General features: G+C 44.9%; 14 protein-coding genes. 8 read left to right on the top strand and 6 right to left on the bottom strand.

Going from position 1 to position 16264, the window contains the following annotated elements:
- The first annotated feature begins 1 nt into the window (after position 1).
- Positions 2–1390: a glucuronate isomerase gene (gene uxaC / locus EI981_RS06865; RefSeq protein WP_126996647.1), complete on the top strand. Its 1389-nt coding sequence runs from the start codon at positions 2–4 to the stop codon at positions 1388–1390.
- 159 nt (positions 1391–1549) lie between these two features.
- On the opposite strand, the gene EI981_RS29445 is transcribed toward uxaC, so the two are convergent.
- Positions 1550–1747, bottom strand: coding sequence for a hypothetical protein (locus tag EI981_RS29445; protein ID WP_227011735.1), 198 nt, complete (start codon positions 1745–1747; stop codon positions 1550–1552).
- A 218-nt stretch (positions 1748–1965) separates the two neighbouring features.
- On the opposite strand from EI981_RS29445, the gene EI981_RS06860 reads away from it, so the two are divergent.
- Positions 1966–2505 (top strand): NADPH-dependent FMN reductase, encoded by a 540-nt coding sequence (locus EI981_RS06860; RefSeq protein ID WP_126996645.1) that lies wholly within the window; start codon positions 1966–1968, stop codon positions 2503–2505.
- A gap of 70 nt (positions 2506–2575) precedes the next feature.
- Here EI981_RS06860 and EI981_RS06855 read toward each other — a convergent pair whose 3' ends face one another.
- The gene (locus tag EI981_RS06855; RefSeq protein ID WP_126996643.1) at positions 2576–2953 is read right to left on the bottom strand and encodes a MerR family transcriptional regulator; all 378 of its coding nucleotides are present in this window, start codon (positions 2951–2953) and stop codon (positions 2576–2578) included.
- Positions 2954–3114: 161 nt separating this feature from the next.
- On the opposite strand from EI981_RS06855, the gene EI981_RS06850 reads away from it, so the two are divergent.
- Positions 3115–4041 (top strand): aldo/keto reductase, encoded by a 927-nt coding sequence (locus EI981_RS06850; RefSeq protein WP_126996641.1) that lies wholly within the window; start codon positions 3115–3117, stop codon positions 4039–4041.
- Between the two features lie 91 nt (positions 4042–4132).
- On the opposite strand, the gene EI981_RS06845 is transcribed toward EI981_RS06850, so the two are convergent.
- Positions 4133–5725, bottom strand: coding sequence for an extracellular solute-binding protein (locus tag EI981_RS06845; RefSeq protein ID WP_418789043.1), 1593 nt, complete (start codon positions 5723–5725; stop codon positions 4133–4135).
- 479 nt (positions 5726–6204) lie between these two features.
- Here EI981_RS06845 and EI981_RS06840 point away from each other — a divergent pair, with 479 nt between their 5' ends.
- Positions 6205–8547 (top strand): AraC family transcriptional regulator, encoded by a 2343-nt coding sequence (locus EI981_RS06840; protein ID WP_126996639.1) that lies wholly within the window; start codon positions 6205–6207, stop codon positions 8545–8547.
- Between the two features lie 157 nt (positions 8548–8704).
- On the opposite strand, the gene EI981_RS06835 is transcribed toward EI981_RS06840, so the two are convergent.
- The 3 genes from EI981_RS06835 to EI981_RS06825 all read right to left on the bottom strand — a co-directional run bounded on the left by EI981_RS06835 (position 8705) and on the right by EI981_RS06825 (position 11707).
- Positions 8705–9727: a glycoside hydrolase family 130 protein gene (locus EI981_RS06835; protein WP_126996637.1), complete on the bottom strand. Its 1023-nt coding sequence runs from the start codon at positions 9725–9727 to the stop codon at positions 8705–8707.
- Between the two features lie 89 nt (positions 9728–9816).
- Positions 9817–10728 carry a carbohydrate ABC transporter permease gene (locus tag EI981_RS06830; RefSeq protein ID WP_126996635.1) on the bottom strand — a complete coding sequence of 304 codons (912 nt, stop codon included), beginning with the start codon at positions 10726–10728 and terminating at the stop codon, positions 9817–9819.
- A gap of 25 nt (positions 10729–10753) precedes the next feature.
- The gene (locus EI981_RS06825; RefSeq protein ID WP_126996633.1) at positions 10754–11707 is read right to left on the bottom strand and encodes an ABC transporter permease; all 954 of its coding nucleotides are present in this window, start codon (positions 11705–11707) and stop codon (positions 10754–10756) included.
- A gap of 620 nt (positions 11708–12327) precedes the next feature.
- On the opposite strand from EI981_RS06825, the gene EI981_RS06820 reads away from it, so the two are divergent.
- The 4 genes from EI981_RS06820 (at position 12328) to EI981_RS06805 (ending at position 16241) form a co-directional block, all read left to right on the top strand.
- A complete protein-coding gene (locus tag EI981_RS06820; protein ID WP_126996631.1) occupies positions 12328–13608 on the top strand; it encodes a glycoside hydrolase family 125 protein in 1281 nt (426 codons plus the stop codon).
- Positions 13609–13813: 205 nt separating this feature from the next.
- A complete protein-coding gene (locus EI981_RS06815; RefSeq protein WP_126996629.1) occupies positions 13814–14995 on the top strand; it encodes an oxalate decarboxylase family bicupin in 1182 nt (393 codons plus the stop codon).
- Between the two features lie 128 nt (positions 14996–15123).
- Positions 15124–15714 carry a bifunctional transcriptional activator/DNA repair enzyme AdaA gene (locus tag EI981_RS06810; RefSeq protein WP_127004431.1) on the top strand — a complete coding sequence of 197 codons (591 nt, stop codon included), beginning with the start codon at positions 15124–15126 and terminating at the stop codon, positions 15712–15714.
- Positions 15711–16241, top strand: coding sequence for a methylated-DNA--[protein]-cysteine S-methyltransferase (locus tag EI981_RS06805; RefSeq protein WP_126996627.1), 531 nt, complete (start codon positions 15711–15713; stop codon positions 16239–16241). Before EI981_RS06810 ends, EI981_RS06805 begins: the two co-directional genes overlap by 4 nt.
- Positions 16242–16264 lie beyond the last annotated feature (23 nt).

Here is a 16264-nt window from a genome sequence, read left to right as displayed (position 1 = left end):
TATGTTCTTAAATGACGATTTTCTGTTAACTACCCCTATGGCTAGGACGCTGTTCCACAACCATGCCAGTAAGATGCCAATTATCGATTATCACTGCCATCTCGACCCGCAGGAAATTTATGAGAACAAGCCATTTGTGAACCTGACCGAAGCCTGGTTATCCGGAGATCACTATAAATGGAGATTAATGCGCGCTAACGGAGTGCCGGAGACTCATATTACAGGCGATGCTTCCGATTATGACAAATTCCTGGCCTGGGCCAGAACGGTACCAAAAACGATCGGTAATCCGCTGTACAGCTGGACACACCTTGAACTTCGTCGCTTTTTCGGTGTTGATGAGTTGCTGAATGAAGAGTCTGTACCACGAATCTGGGAAGAAGTGAACCGCAAACTGAGTACAGAGTCATTCAAGCGTCGCAATATTATTAAGAACGCTAAGGTGAAAATGATATGTACCACCGATGACCCGGTGGATTCTCTGAGCTATCACCAACGTTTGGCTGAAGAGGAGCAGGACTTCAAAGTATTGCCTACCTTCCGTCCCGATAAAGCGCTGAACATCGATGCTCCAGGCTTCAAGGAATGGATCGGGCGCCTGGAGAACACCAGTGGGCAGTCGATTTCCTCCTATGTTGAGTTAGTTCATGCACTCAAGAATCGGGTTGAGTTCTTTCATGACAACGGTTGCCGCCTGTCCGACCATGCGCTTGATGTACTACGCAATAAGGCCGGTGATGCCGAAACTTTGAATAGTATCTTCCGTAAAAGAATAGCCGATGAGGAGCTCTCAGCAGATGAAATTACGATTTACCGTACAGAATTGCTGGCTCAGTTAATTGCCTTCTATCGCGAGAAGAACTGGACCATGCAGCTTCATATGCATGCTTACCGCAATAATAATACTTCGATGTTGAAGTCGTTGGGACCCGATACGGGATATGATGCCCTAAATGACCTGCCGATCACCGAAGCCCTGGCGAAGTTGCTGGACCGCGCTGAGAGCGAAGCCGGCTTGCCGAAGACGATTCTATATTCCCTCAATCCAAAGGATTACCCTGTACTGCTGACACTGATGGGCTGCTTCCAGCGGGAAACTCCAGGGAAGCTGCAGCTTGGCTCCGGTTGGTGGTTCAACGATACTCGTAGCGGGATGCGCCAGCAATTGTCCTTATTCGCAGAGCACAGCCTGCTCGCAAACTTTGTCGGTATGCTGACCGACTCGCGCAGCTTCCTGTCTTATACCCGCCACGAATACTTCCGCCGTGTATTGTGTGAACTGATCGGTGAGTGGGTAGAGCGCGGCGAAGCGCCTGAAGATCCTGTATTACTGGGACAGATGGTTGAAGATATCTCCTACAACAATGCAGCCAGATATTTCGGCTTCTGAGAGGAAGTCAAAAAGTACATTTTTGATCACGAAGCTATTCAAGAAGTGATCTCGGCATCGAATCTTGAATTCACCCTGGCCTAAGCATATGCTTACGAAGTCATGTTTCCTACAGAAACATCTCAGGTGCTCACGTACAAACTACGTACGCTCCGCTCCTCACGCCCTAGCTTCATCCAACTGAAGCGTTTTGGAAAAACGCACATCGGAAGCATCAGCTTCGGTGCTGAAAACTGAACTTTTTGAACCCTTTTTATATTTATACTGATAGTAAGCCCATGAGTTCATTCTTATTGAATTCATGGGCTTATTTAATTGCTGACGCAAAGAAATATCTGTGACTTCGGACCATTTCAAAAAATTCTTTACTAACATTTTGTTAGGTACTTGATTTAGTAAATACGGTGTGTTATATTCATATCGTGATATTAAGACACTTAAAAATAAGATTGTTCATTAGGAATTAAACAATGTTGATCTGTGAAGAATATGCAAGAATTGCTCATTCACAGAACGGTTACGATTCCTGAAGCAAGTTATTATTAATCTATTTAATTTCAGAGGAGGATTTATCAATGTCCAAGTTAAACATCGGTATTATTTTAGGAAGCACACGTGAAGGCCGCTTAAGCCCGCAGGTTGGCGAATGGGTGAAGAAAATCGCTGACGAGCGTGGAGACGCAAACTATGAAATCGTGGATATCGCTGACTTCAAACTTCCATTGCTCGGTGAGGCTGACGCTACAGAGCAAGCAACAGCTTGGAATAATAAGCTGAACAGCTTGGACGGATTCGTCTTCATCGTTCAAGAATATAATCATAGTATCTCTGCATCTCTGAAGAACGCACTCGACTATGCCCGTGAAACATGGAACGACAAAGCTGCGGGTATCGTAAGCTATGGCTCTGTTGGCGGTGCTCGTGCTGCTGAACATCTGCGCGGTATCCTGGGCGAATTGTCCGTTGCTGACGTTCGTATTCACCCAGCTCTGTCCCTGTTCACAGATTTCGAGAACTTCTCCGTATTCAAGCCAGCTGATCTTCACCTGACTAACCTTAACGGCATGCTTGATCAAGTTCTTGCATGGAGCGGCGCTTTGAAAACATTACGTTAATCTTCCCCCCAAAGCCAAAATCCCCCACTCTCTTCATTAGAGGGTGAGGGATTTTTTTATTAAGCCGACTTTAATGATGGATCGAGAATTTCTCTTTATACATTTGCGGCAAATGATTAATTTTGTATTCAATCGTCTCCAGATTGCGCTGAGTATCTCTGATCTGTTGCTCTACATTATGCTTATGCTGAATCAGAATCTCCAGCCCCTTATCCACGACAGCGTCATTATCCATGCAGTACTGGATGAAGGTACGAATATCCTTGATCGGCATTCCTGTATGCTTCAAGCAGCAAATCAAGTCAATCCATTCAATATCCTGATCATGAAATACACGTACACCGTTCTCACGATCTACAAAAGGGAGCAGTCCCTCTTTATCATAATATCTGATCGTGTACACGGACAGGTTCGTCTTCTCGGCAACCTGCGAAATAGTATAAGTCATTGAAAATCTCTCCTTCATTAAGGCTCCATATTTGGATCAAATGTGATAACAATGAACATCCTATATTCAGATAAATTTCCGATCCAAATTGTTATTTGACATAGAGTGAACTCTAGCACTTATCCTATTATTGTAGAGAATATGAAGGGAGAATGTAAAGCATGAAGTATATTAACATCGCTGGAACAGATTTGAAAGCGTCAAATATAGTTATGGGCAATATGCGCTTGAAGCAGCTCTCTGTGACTGAGGCTGAGAAGCTAGTTCGTACTGCACTGGATCATGAAATTAACTTCTTCGACCACGCCGATATTTACGGACCATCCTATGGGGAATGCGAATCCCATTTCGCCGATGCGATCCAAATGAATCCTGAAATTCGGGAGCAAATGATTCTGCAGAGCAAATGCGGCATTCGTCCAGGTTACTTCGACTTCTCCAAGGAGCATATTATTGAAGCAACGGACGGCATTCTGAAGCGTCTGAAGACAGACTATCTGGACGTTCTATTGCTCCATCGTCCTGATACATTAATGGAACCAGAGGAAGTTGCTGAGGCATTTGATCAGCTGCATAGCAGCGGCAAGGTTCGCTATTTCGGGGTATCCAATCAGACTCCGAACCAAATCGAGTTGCTGCAGAAGTACATTCCGCATAAGATCATTGCTAACCAATTGCAGCTTAGCATTACACACACGCCAATAATCGATTCAGCCATCGCCTTCAATATGGATGTCGATCAATCCGTGAACCGTGACAGCGGTATTCTCGAATATTGCCGTCTGAAGGATATTACGATTCAAGCTTGGTCTCCATTCCAAAAAGGCTTCTTCAACGGACCTTTCCTTGGCGACCTGGAGAACTATCCAGAACTCAACAAGATTATCGACCATCTTGCCGAGAAATACGGAGTAACCAATACAACGATCGCCGTAGCCTGGATTACTCGTCATCCAGCTAACATGCAGGTCGTACTTGGAACGACCAATGAGCAAAGACTTATCGATTCCTGCAAAGGCTCGGAGATTCCACTCACCAGAGAAGAATGGTACAGCATCTACAAGGCAGGCGGCAAGATTATACCTTAATATAGCAGTTTCCCAATAATATATATAAGGCGTCCCTGATGTCAGTAATGACATCATTTGGGACGCCTTTTATTAAACCCTATAAATGGTATTAGCTGTTCTTCCAGCGGTCATAAGCACCTTGATAAATTTCCTGGAAGCGGTCAGATCCCATTTTCTTAAGGGTTTGGACATATTTATCCCAACCGTCGATAGATTCTTGGCCCGTAATGAATTTAGCTTCCATCTGCGCCACATAAGTGCTCAGATCGGAACGAAGCGCTGTAACTTCAGCCGACTCAGCTTCTGTCAAGAACAGGGCTGGGAATGGAACTCGAGCACCACGGTTAAGCAGCTTCGTCTGGGACTCATTTTCAACCCACTTCGCAAACTCATCCTTAACAGGCTCATCAGGTACGATCATCGGAGAAGCGATACCAAAGTTAGGAGTAATCTTCGAACGGAAATCCTCTCTGTCTTCTCCGTTTGGTACAGGCAAATACTCAATCGATTGTTTGGAATCATCTGTATATTTCCACAAAGTTCCTTCCGGTCCTTTATTCCACATCATTTGTCCTTCAGAACTGTACATGTAGTCGACCCAACGAATAGATGCCTCTGGACTAGGGTTCGTCCTAGAGATCGCAAATGTTCCCGTAGAGAAGCCTTTGTTCCGAGCGATCGCCGGTTGATCCACCATATTGCTCTTCACAGGACTAAACATGGGATCTTCTGTGCTTGGTTGGTCGCCAAGCGACATGTATGCATGCCAGTCAGAGAACAACAGAACCTGATTGTTTTTGATCTTGGCTTTCTTTTGATCATCGGTTTGCGAGAAGGACTCATGATCCAGCAAATCTTCGTTCCACAGTTTATTCAGGTAAGTTACATACCCTTTATATGAGTCCTCAACAGGTGTGTAGTGTACCACATCATTATCATCTATATAGAGCTCTTCCTCATACGCTCCAAAGGCACCCAAAATCCATGTTCTGATATCTCTCAACTTGATGCCTGAGGAAGAAGACAGAGGAATGTTCTTAGGATCCTTCTCCTTAAACAGCTTCAATAGATCATACAACTCATCCGTTGTTTCGGGCAGCTTGGTAACGTTAAGCTCTTTCAAAATTTTGCCGTTATACCACATCGGGTTTCTATACCATGGTTGATAAGGCTCGATACGCGGCAAGGAATAGATATGTCCATCAGGAGCAGTAATGGACTTACGAATATCCGGATTGTCTTCAAGCGCCTTCTTAATGTTAGGTCCATACTCATCAATTAAGTCTTCCAATGGAAGTAAGATGCCTTGGCTGCCGTATGTCTGTTCTTCAGCTTGAGTCAACTTCGCGGCAAAGAAAATATCCGGATAGTCGCCACTAGCAAATACGAGATTCTTCTTTGTGTCGAAGCTGTCTCTCGGCGCATTGCGGTATTCAATTTTAATACCTGTAAGCTTTTCCATCTCTTGCATAACAGGCATGTCCTTCCAGTTCTGAATCCCCATATCAGGAGCCATAATAGACAGAGTCAATGGCTTGTCAACAATCGGATATCCTTCCTTATTAACCGTAGATTCCGCATTGCCGCTGCCGCCGCTTGCAGAGCTATCCTCCCCTTTACCCCCACAGCCGCTCAGCAAAGATAGTGCCATAACCGTTGCAAGTATGGACATGAAGATTTTTTTCTTTTTAATCACATGCATTGCCTCCCCTTAGAATATATTGACCAAATGAATAAGCGCAGGAATCTTGCTTCACTTGGAGCCTCTTCCCCGGCATTATTATGTTTGGCTTGCGCTTGCAAGGGCTTTCCTAAACTGACGTTTTGGACGATTATTTGCTAGCGCTTACAGTAGTAATTCTAAGCAAGGTCGTCATTAAGCGTAAATATGTCGATTTTGCCATTGTCATTTTTCACGGATAAACGTTAGGAATTGCGTTAATAGGAGCAACAGACCACTTATCAAGATGACCATTATAGCTTAATATATGTCTTTTGTTAAATCAGTTTGGAATGCAAATTTTACATATGTCATTTTTTACTTTATAGATTTACATGTTATATAAACCACTAATGAAATCGTTTCCTTTACAGCCGTCATTTTTTCGTCCATAATAATGATCAGAACATTATAATGTTTACTATATGATGTTGATAACATTTAGGAGAGAGAACGCAACTATGGCCAAATTAGCACCGAAGATATCTATAGAATCCAAGTTTCTCATATCCTGGAACGGCTTTAAATCCAAGCTACTGCTCAAGTATACGCTATCCTACATCCTGATTTTCCTGATACCTTTAACCCTCGTTACCCTATTGATTTATGAGAACGCAGTCAGCGCCCTTCGTAAGGAGATAGAGCAGACTAATTTTAATCAGCTAAATCAGGTCAAAATTACAATCGATGAGCGAATGAGCGAACTGCAGCATATCACGAGCAGAATTGCCTATGACCAGAAGCTTAGCTCTTACATGGTTCACGATCCGTACTACAGCATGGAAGCCATTGAGACACTAGGAAATTACAAGGCGAACAGCGGAATATTAGAAGATCTTTTTCTCTATTTTCATAACGATGACCAAATCTATTCCTACCGTGGACTAACAGACATCGATGTAGTCTTTGGTAACCTTTATCATTACGATAATTGGAACAGCAAGCAAATTTACCACGATCTGAACGAAATCAATCAGCCAATCGTTCGCCCGGCGGAATATGTAACGGTGAATTCACGTAAGGATTCAACTCTGACGATGCTCTTTCCGATCAAGCCAACGGACCTTTATCCCAACGCAACAGTCGTATATATGGTTAACGAGGCTATGTTTACAGGTGTCATGGATACGATTCTGAACAACTTTTCGGGCAATGGGTATATATTCACTCATGACGGTCAGCTGCTGACATCCGTCAACAAGGAAACCGAAATCTCTCCGGAAACGATTCATATGCTGTCCACACTGGAGCCTGGGATACACAATATGAAGCTAAATGGTATACAGCACTCTGTCGTATCCACCAAATCCAAAGAGAACAACTGGACCTATGTCACCACCATACCGAGCTATCAGTTCTTTAGTAAAGTGGTGCATATCCAGACATTAATACTTATCGTATTTCTTGTTACGGTAATATCAGGTGTTGTTGCTGCAGTATTTCTGGCCAAGCGGCAGTATCATCCTATCAAGGATATCATTGAGTTCACCAAACAGAAGTACAATTCAAATCATTCTGCCCGTACTCGTAACGAATGGGAATGGATCAAGCAGACCATTCATGAATACAGCGCAAGAATCGATACCCAGATTCCTTTTGTGAGAAACCAGTGTCTTCTGTTGCTGTTCAAGCATGGTAAGCCGAATGATCCTGATATCGAGAGCATGATCATCCGCTCGGGTCTGGAATACCCTGGTGAACAAGGACTATATTTATCTATTATATTGGCCTGGGATGACTACGCAGTAGCCGATGAAGCTTTGTCCATCCAGCATTATATGCAGGAAATGCTTAGTGAACTGGAACTCCCGAACCTTAAAGCTCGTATTTTCGGTATCGAGTTCAATACAAAAGATCAGTTTGCCTTACTGGTCTCAATGCCAGCTGATAGCAGTGAATCGGTGCAGAAAAGAATCGAAGCGATTATTGAAGCGATTAAGATCATCGTTATCGACAATGCCCAGGTCATTCCATATTTCGGCGTTGGTCTGCCATATCCCGATCTTGCTAGTATGAACCAATCCTTTATCGAGGCTGCAACTGCAATAGATAACCGTATCATAGGGGTAAACGGACGAGTTACCTATTTCGAGCAGCTTCAGGATATTGTTGTTACCGAGGCAGAGGCATTCTGGATTCCAAAGAAATCATTCCTTAAGCTTGAGCAGAGCTTGAAGCAGGGAAATGAGTCCGTGGCCAATCAGGTTATCGGCGATATCATCAGACAGATCAAAGAGGAAGCGTTGTCTCCCGCCCTGCTGCGCTGTATCTGCTCTGATCTCTTGAACTCCATGCTGCGGACATCCTATGAGCTCGGTGTAACCGAAGTGTTCAAGAGTCTCAACAATTATACCGTCTATGAAACGCTGGAAGAACTTGAAGTCGGATTAACTGATTTAACTAGACGCATTTGTGACCAGGTTGAACGGAATACGGAGACGGATCAGCCATCGCTCTTCGAGGATATTGTCTCTTATGTGGATCAGAGGTACGCGGACTATACGCTCAGTCTGGAGCATGTCGCACTGAAATACTCGGTATCTATCTCTTATTTAAGCCGTACGTTTAAAGACAGAACCGGGATTAATTTCACGCAATATATTTGGGAGAGAAGAATGGAAGAAGTGAAAAGACTGCTTATAACTACGAATGCCCCATTGAAAGAGATCATCGAGCAGGTTGGATATCTGGACGCTCCAAACTTTATCCGTAAGTTCAAAAAAGAAACTGGAGTCACGCCAGGGCAATACCGCAAGCAACACGAAAATCAAGAAAAATCGAGTCGGAGGCTACCCATTAGTTGAGTAGCCGACCTCTCACACCACCGTACGTACCGTTTGGTATACGGTGGTTCAATTGCTTAAGTGCAAGTTTCCTAGACGCTCATACTGCTCACGACGGACACCCTGCCGGGCGCACTGCATAAACAATAAGCCTTCCCGTACCGGGAAGGCTTATTCGTTAACATGAAGCAGACTCGTTCAGAATGTGATCGACCAATTCATCCAACGGAACTGTGGCTAAGGCTATTGCCGTATCCGTAACGCCATAATATATATATAGCAGATCATCTTTTACCACATTACCTGTAGGGAATACTACATTCGGTATTTGGAAGCCGAATTTTTCATAGTAAGTCTCAGGCTCCATAATGAAGTTTCTCGTTCTGGCAATAACCTTTTCTGGATTTTCCAAATCCAGCAGCATCGCTCCAACCCGATACACTACTTCATCATCAACCCCATGGTACAGCACCAGCCAACCTTTGTCTGTCTTTATTGGCGGAGTAGAACCCCCAATCTTTCTGGACTCCCATACTGGATTCTCTGCCTTGGCGAGCAGCTTAGGCTCCTCCCAATGGATCAAATCCTCGGAATAAGTAATCCACATCGCAGCTTTGTCCGTACCGTATTCCTCGCCGATGTATTCCTCTGGTCGGCGAAGTAATACAAACTTGCCATTGATCTTCTCCGGGAACAGAATATTGTCACGATCATTGATTTCGAGCGGAGTCGTATCCGCTACGAATTCCCAATCAATCAGATTCTTGGACTGCACAATAGAAGAACGGGTTAGCCAATGGCCTTCCTGCTTCCCCCAGCCATCCGGATACTCGGGAATCGATCTTTCAGGAACACCGCGGTTCGTTGGGTAATAGTTCATGGCGCAAGGACGCAAAGCGTAATTCATGTAGAATGTATCCTCAATTTTGACAATACGTGGATCCTGTACGCTTCCATAAGGGAAACCAAGCTCGTCTGGGGTCAGGATCGGCTCGTCCTTCACATGGGTGAAGTTTACACCATCCTCACTCTCAAGTAAGCCAAGGTAGTTTTTACAAGGAGTCAATGAACCTGCTGTTCGCTCTATCATATAAAACTTCCCATTATCAATAATTACGGCAGGATTAAATACAGTAACTTTACGCCATTCATATCCCCCTGGAACAACGATCGGGTTGTTAGGGTGCCTCGTAATCTTCATCGAAGTAATTTCCCTCCTAATTATGAAATTCACTATTATGTTATAAGTTGAAACCATCTAAAAAACGCTTGTTATGAGCTGAAATTGTCTTAGCCTTTTACTGAACCGATCATAACGCCTTGAACGAAATAACGCTGCAGGAACGGGTATACGATAATGATAGGAAGCGTAGATACAATAATAACCGCATATTTAACCAGCGCAGCGATCTCCGCCTTGTTTTTCATCGCTATAGCGGCGTCACCACTGGCTGCAACTGTCGTATCCGCTGACATCTCCTGCAGAACGAGAATTTGGCGCAATATCATCTGTAGCGGATACTTTGCTTCATCGTTCAAATAGATCAGTGCCGGGAAATAGCTGTTCCAATGCCCCACTCCGTAGAACAAAGCCATAACAGCGATTATCGGTGCCGACAAAGGAATTATAATCCGGATGAACAGCTTGAAGTTTGTACAACCATCCATGTAAGCAGCTTCATTCAATTCCTTCGGAATGCTGGATTCAAAGAACGTACGGGCAACAATCAAGTTGTAGACGGATACAGTCGTCGGTAGAATGAGCGCTCCTATCGAGTTGATTAATCCAAGGCCTTTTACAAGTAAGTAAGTTGGGATGAGTCCCCCGTTAAAGAACATCGTTACGAGAAACATGCCCATAAAAAATTTGCGCCCAACAAAATCAGGTCTGCTTAGCGAGTAAGCGGCTGGCAAAGTAACAACCAGATTCACCATCGTTCCTAGCACCGTGTACATAATCGTATTGCCGTAACCAGACCAAATCTTTGGATTGTCAAATACGAGCTTGTATCCCTTCAAATTCAATCCTTTAGGGAATAACCACATCTCTCCCGAGCTTACATATTTCGGATCACTGATCGATGCGCTGATAATATACAACAAAGGATACAATACAACGATCAGAGCAATAACAAGAAACAAATAGTTAATGACCAGATATATTTTGTCTGTCTTCGATTCCTTAATTGCAACAGTAGCCATCAATAAGCCCCTCCTCTCTTCCTGTTTACCATAAGCTTGTCTCACTTGTCCGTTTGGCGATTTTATTAACTGTAATTAACAACAGAGCGTTCACTACGGAGTTAAACAAGCCTACGGCCGTCGAGAAGCTGTATTGCGCGCTAACGAGACCAGATCGGTATACAAACGTCGAAATTACATCCGAGGAGTCCATATTCAACGGATTTTGAAGCAGCAATACTTTCTCATACCCTATACCAAGAATGTTGCCAACGTTCAAAATGAGTAAAATCATTATCGTCGGAACAATCGTAGGTAAATTAATGTTCAGAACCCGCTTGAACCGGCTGGCACCATCGACGATCGCTGCTTCATGCAGCTGCGGATCTACTCCGGATAACGCGGCCAGATAAATGATCGTCCCCCAGCCTGTGCTCTGCCATACACCGGATAATACATACACCGTCTTGAACCAACGCGGGTCAGTCAGAAATGCCGGAGCGTCGATTCCGAAGAGCTCGATCAGCTTTACGATAACTCCTGTTGAAGGCGTCAAGAAGGTAATAACCATCCCTGCCATAACGACGACAGAAATAAAATGCGGGGCATAAGTAATCGTTTGCACGCTTTTCTTAAAAAATCCGTTTCGTACTTCATTAAAGGCCAGCGCCATAATGATCGGAAGCGGGAAGCCGATTGCAAGCTCATAGAAACTCAAGCTGAACGTATTCCACAATAAATCCTTGAAGTAATAGGAATGAAAAAAACGATTAAAATGTTCAAAACCGACCCACTCACTCCCCGTAATTCCTTGGGACGGAGTGAAATTTTTGAAGGCAATCTGAATTCCATACATCGGTCCATATTGGAAAATCACGAAGTATAAGAACGCTGGGGCGATAAATATATATAACTCCCAGTTCTTCAGAATTCTCGTTAGTAATGAACTTTTACCCGCAGTCTTTAATTGTAGTGCAGCAGCTTTACGTGTTGCTCTCATGTCCTAAGTCCTCTCCTTTCCTAACTTGTTCTAGTTCTTGCTGTCATTGCCCGGAAAACATTTGGCGCAAGCACTCATCAATCCAGTTCATACCGAGATTTGATGAGTATAGCTGCTAGCGCTTACAAGCAAAATTGTAGTGAAAATAGCTTCATACCGTAAATATGTGGATTCTGCATTGTCATTTCCTGATCGCCAAATCCCTTGCTAGATAAGGATTTATGAGTTCTTTGCACCCTCAGGATGGCAGCAGCAAGCTGTCGCTGTAGTTCACTAGCTATGTATTTTTTTAAGGTACAGCTATGTCGTTTTTTCAGAGGTTGGCACGTGCAAATCATACATATTGTTAATTCTATGAAGTTATGTGAATCTGTCTAAAGAAGTCGCAATGTCGATCAACTCCTGCCTTGATCAGACATCATTTTGTACACGCATACATTTGTTGCATCAATAAGAATGATGCACTGACATTGCCCTTTCCTTCTGGGACAAATTGAACTTGATTTGCAGAAGGGTGTTCTGCTTGATGATCAAGGCAAGTGCATTTGTAAAGGCTGAGGATTTAGGTGTGCAATACCCTGCAACTCAAACAATCCTAATTTTCGAGAGGAGTCCGACTCATGAATTTACCCGCTTCGATATCACAATTTCTAGATGAAGCCGATAAGAAACTGGCGCATAATCCTAAACTGCAGCAACTGTTCAGAAACACCTTCCCTAATACACTGGAAACGACAACAAAGCTGCTCGATGACGGCACGACATTCGTATTTACTGGAGATATTCCAGCTATGTGGCTACGCGATTCTACAGAGCAGGTGCGTCACTACATTCCTTTTGCCAAACATGACAAGGAACTACAGCACATGATCGGCGGACTAATCACCCGCCAAATGTTCTACATTAACATTGATCCGTATACGAATGCGTTCAATGAGATAGCTAACGATAAGCACTACAGAGATTCAGACGACTGCGACTTAAATCCGTGGATGTGGGAGCGGAAATATGAGATCGACTCCCTTTGCTTCCCGGTGCAGCTTCTCTACTCCTATTGGAAAGAAACCGGGATTACAGATGTGTTCACGAATGAGGTATATCAAGCACTCACTTCGATTGTAAATGTGATGATTACCGAACAGCATCATGACCAAAAGTCACTGTATCACTTCATCCGGCAAACGAAGCAGCATACAGAAACACTTCAGAACAACGGCCGTGGACTTCCGTCTAACTATACCGGGATGACCTGGTCCGGTTTCCGGCCAAGCGATGACGCCAATCTGTACGGATACAACATTCCAGGTAACATGTTCGCAGTAGTGATTCTCGGTCATATCATGGAGATAGCAACCGAAATTTACAGCGATGCCCGTCTTGCCGCTCGCACCGAGAAGCTGCGCAACGAAATTGATTTCGGCATTCAAACCTACGGGATCGTGGATCATCCTAAATACGGGAAGATCTATGCATACGAGACCGATGGCCATGGTAACTACTGTCTGATGGACGATGCTGGTACACCGGGATTGATTACGATTCCATACATCGGTTACACCGATATCAACGATCCGATTTACCAGAATACCCGCCGATTTGCGCTTAGCTTCGACAATCCGTATTATTTTGAGGGCAAATATGCCAAAGGAATCGGTAGCCCGCATACACCGGGTGGCTATGTATGGCATATGGCATTATCTGTACAAGCATTGACTTCCAACAACCCTGAGGAGATCAAAGAACTTATCCAGACCTTGATTGACACCGATGCCGATACAGGTTATATGCACGAAGGCTTCCATCCAGATGATCCAAGTGATTTCAGTCGCCCTTGGTTCGCATGGTCCAATAGCCTGTTTGCAACCTTGATCTGTAAAGCTATGGACGAAGGCCTCATATAATTACATCATAAATAAGCCCTTATTCCTCAAAATGAACAACCCTAACTACGCTTCTCCAAACGAGCTTACACCCGCCGTTTGTGAGGAGCGTTTTCTTTTATCCCATAACTGGCTCGATGAATAATACTATTATCCAAGCCCTAACTCATAAACATATTCTGAATGGGCGGAAATGATGCCCGTGTTCAAGGAGGGATATCATTTAATGGCAAATTCAGAACAAAGCAACTGTGAACCTCCTCGCATCCCCCAACCGATACGCAGCGATGGTACAGGCGGGCCCGATTATGGACCGCGGGATGTGATGAGAGACCGGGAGAACCCTGATATGCTGGTGCCTCCGGTTACCGATTCCGGGCTAATGCCGAATCTGGTTATGTCTTACTCTGATACCCATATGCAGCTTAATGAGGGCGGATGGTCAAGAGAAATTACCGTACGGGATCTGCCGATCGCGAAGACCCTGGCAGGCGTTAACATGAGTCTGGTCCCAGGCGGGGTACGCGAGTTACATTGGCATCAGCAAGCTGAATGGGCCTATATGCTGCTTGGCAGTGCCAGAGTCACCGCGGTGGATCAGAATGGACGGAATTTTATCGCTGATATTGAGGCGGGAGATCTATGGTATTTTCCGGCGGGTATCCCCCACTCTATTCAAGCGCTTGAGAACGGATGTGAATTTTTGCTTGTCTTTGATGACGGCAATTTCTCAGATCTGAATACACTATCCATTTCAGACTGGTTCGCCCATACGCCCAAAGAAGTCCTATCCTCCAACTTCGGAGTAGATGAAGCTGCTTTCGATGGTATTCCCGATAAGCAGCTTTATATTTTCCCGGACAAGGTCCCAGGATCATTAGCTAGTCAGGAGGTTCAATCTCCCTACGGTACGATTCCCATTAGCTTCAAGCATAAGCTTCTGGCACAGACCCCACTGAAGACACCGGGCGGTAGTGTCCGCATCGCTGATACCACCAACTTCCCCATCTCCAAGACAGTTGCGGCTGCACTGGTCGAGATTAAGCCGGGCGGGATGCGCGAGCTGCACTGGCATCCCAATAATGATGAGTGGCAATATTACTTGACGGGTCAAGGTCGAATGACTGTATTCGGCGGTAACGGAGTCGCGCGCACCTTTAACGTCCGGGCGGGAGATGTCGGTTATGTCCCCTTCGCCTTCGGACACTATATCCAGAACACCGGGAACGACACCCTCTGGTTCCTTGAAATATTCAAGAGCGACCGCTTTGCAGATATCTCCTTGAATCAATGGATGGCCCTTACGCCGCGTGAGCTTGTGCAAGCTAACCTAAATGCGACCCCCGAATTACTGGACGCTCTTCGCAAAGAGAAATGGCCCGTTGTCAAATACGATAATCTAAAATAAACCCCTCCCCCATAATTTCGTTATCTTGCTATTACAGCTTAAAAAGCGTACGATGATCCCAATTAAGGAGTATATTAATATACGAAGCCGATATGAAACCAGGGGGATTACACTTGAAGCACACTTCCATGCATCTTCATCCCATAGAGCTAACCCGTGAGCGGTGGAACGCCATTGTTGGCAATGACCCCGCCTATGACGGAGAGTTCTTCTATGCCGTCAAGACAACGGGTATCTTCTGCAGACCGTCCTGTAAATCGAGGCCGCCAAAAATGGAGAATATCCGCCTGTTCGAAAACGCTGAGCAGGCCTTATCCGAGAATTTCCGGCCCTGCAAACGCTGCAGGCCAACCGGTCAGCGCTTGCCTGATGATGAATGGATTGAGCTTGTCACGGACTACATTGATAACAATTACTCTGCTTCGCTTGCCCTCCAGACCCTCGCTGAGGTCAGTCATGGAAGCCCCTACCACCTTCATCGGACTTTTAAAAAAATCAAGGGTGTAACGCCGGTCGAATACATCCAGCAAATACGGATTGCTAAAGCCCAGCAACTGCTGCTCCATTCCGGGCTTGAGGTCGCCAAAGTTGGAGCCAGTGTTGGAATGGCGAATACAGCTTATTTTATAACCCTATTCAAGAAACGGACTGGAGTCACCCCAGCTCAATATCGCAAAGAACACGCAAGCATTCCGTATGAAGGAGACGATTTATTATGAAGCAAAATTCGCACATGACGGTGTACTGGTCTAAATTGTCGCAGGAAGACTGGAGCATTTACCTGGCTGCTACCGAGCAAGGGCTCTGCTACGTTGGATCTCAGAATAAGGATTTCGAAGAGCTAAGCAAGTGGGTAGCGAAACATTATAAGGAATACCAGCTGATGGAGAACAATGAAATCCTCCGTCCCTATTCCGTTGAACTGAGCGAATATCTACAGGGGCAACGGCAGTATTTCTCGCTTCCTGTTGCGCTGGAGGGAACCTCATTTCAAAAAGAAGTATGGGACGCTCTTTGTGCGATCCCTTATGGGAAAACATGCTCTTATTCAGACATTGCCAATCATATCCAAAGGCCAGCGGCGGTTCGCGCAGTAGGTACCGCAATCGGAGCTAACCCTCTTCTGATTACCGTTCCCTGTCATCGGGTGATTGGCAAGAACGGGACATTAACCGGCTACCGCGGCGGACTTGAGATGAAGACGAAATTGCTGGATCTGGAACGTAGCGGATCGAGCCTGCTATAGGCGGGATTTAATCATTAAAGGCA

The organism is Paenibacillus lutimineralis, assembly GCF_003991425.1.
In the GTDB taxonomy this organism is placed as follows: Bacteria; Bacillota; Bacilli; order Paenibacillales; family Paenibacillaceae; genus Fontibacillus; species Fontibacillus lutimineralis.
The sequence above is the reverse complement of the archived record's forward strand: the minus strand, read 5'-3'. Positions and strand labels throughout refer to the sequence as shown.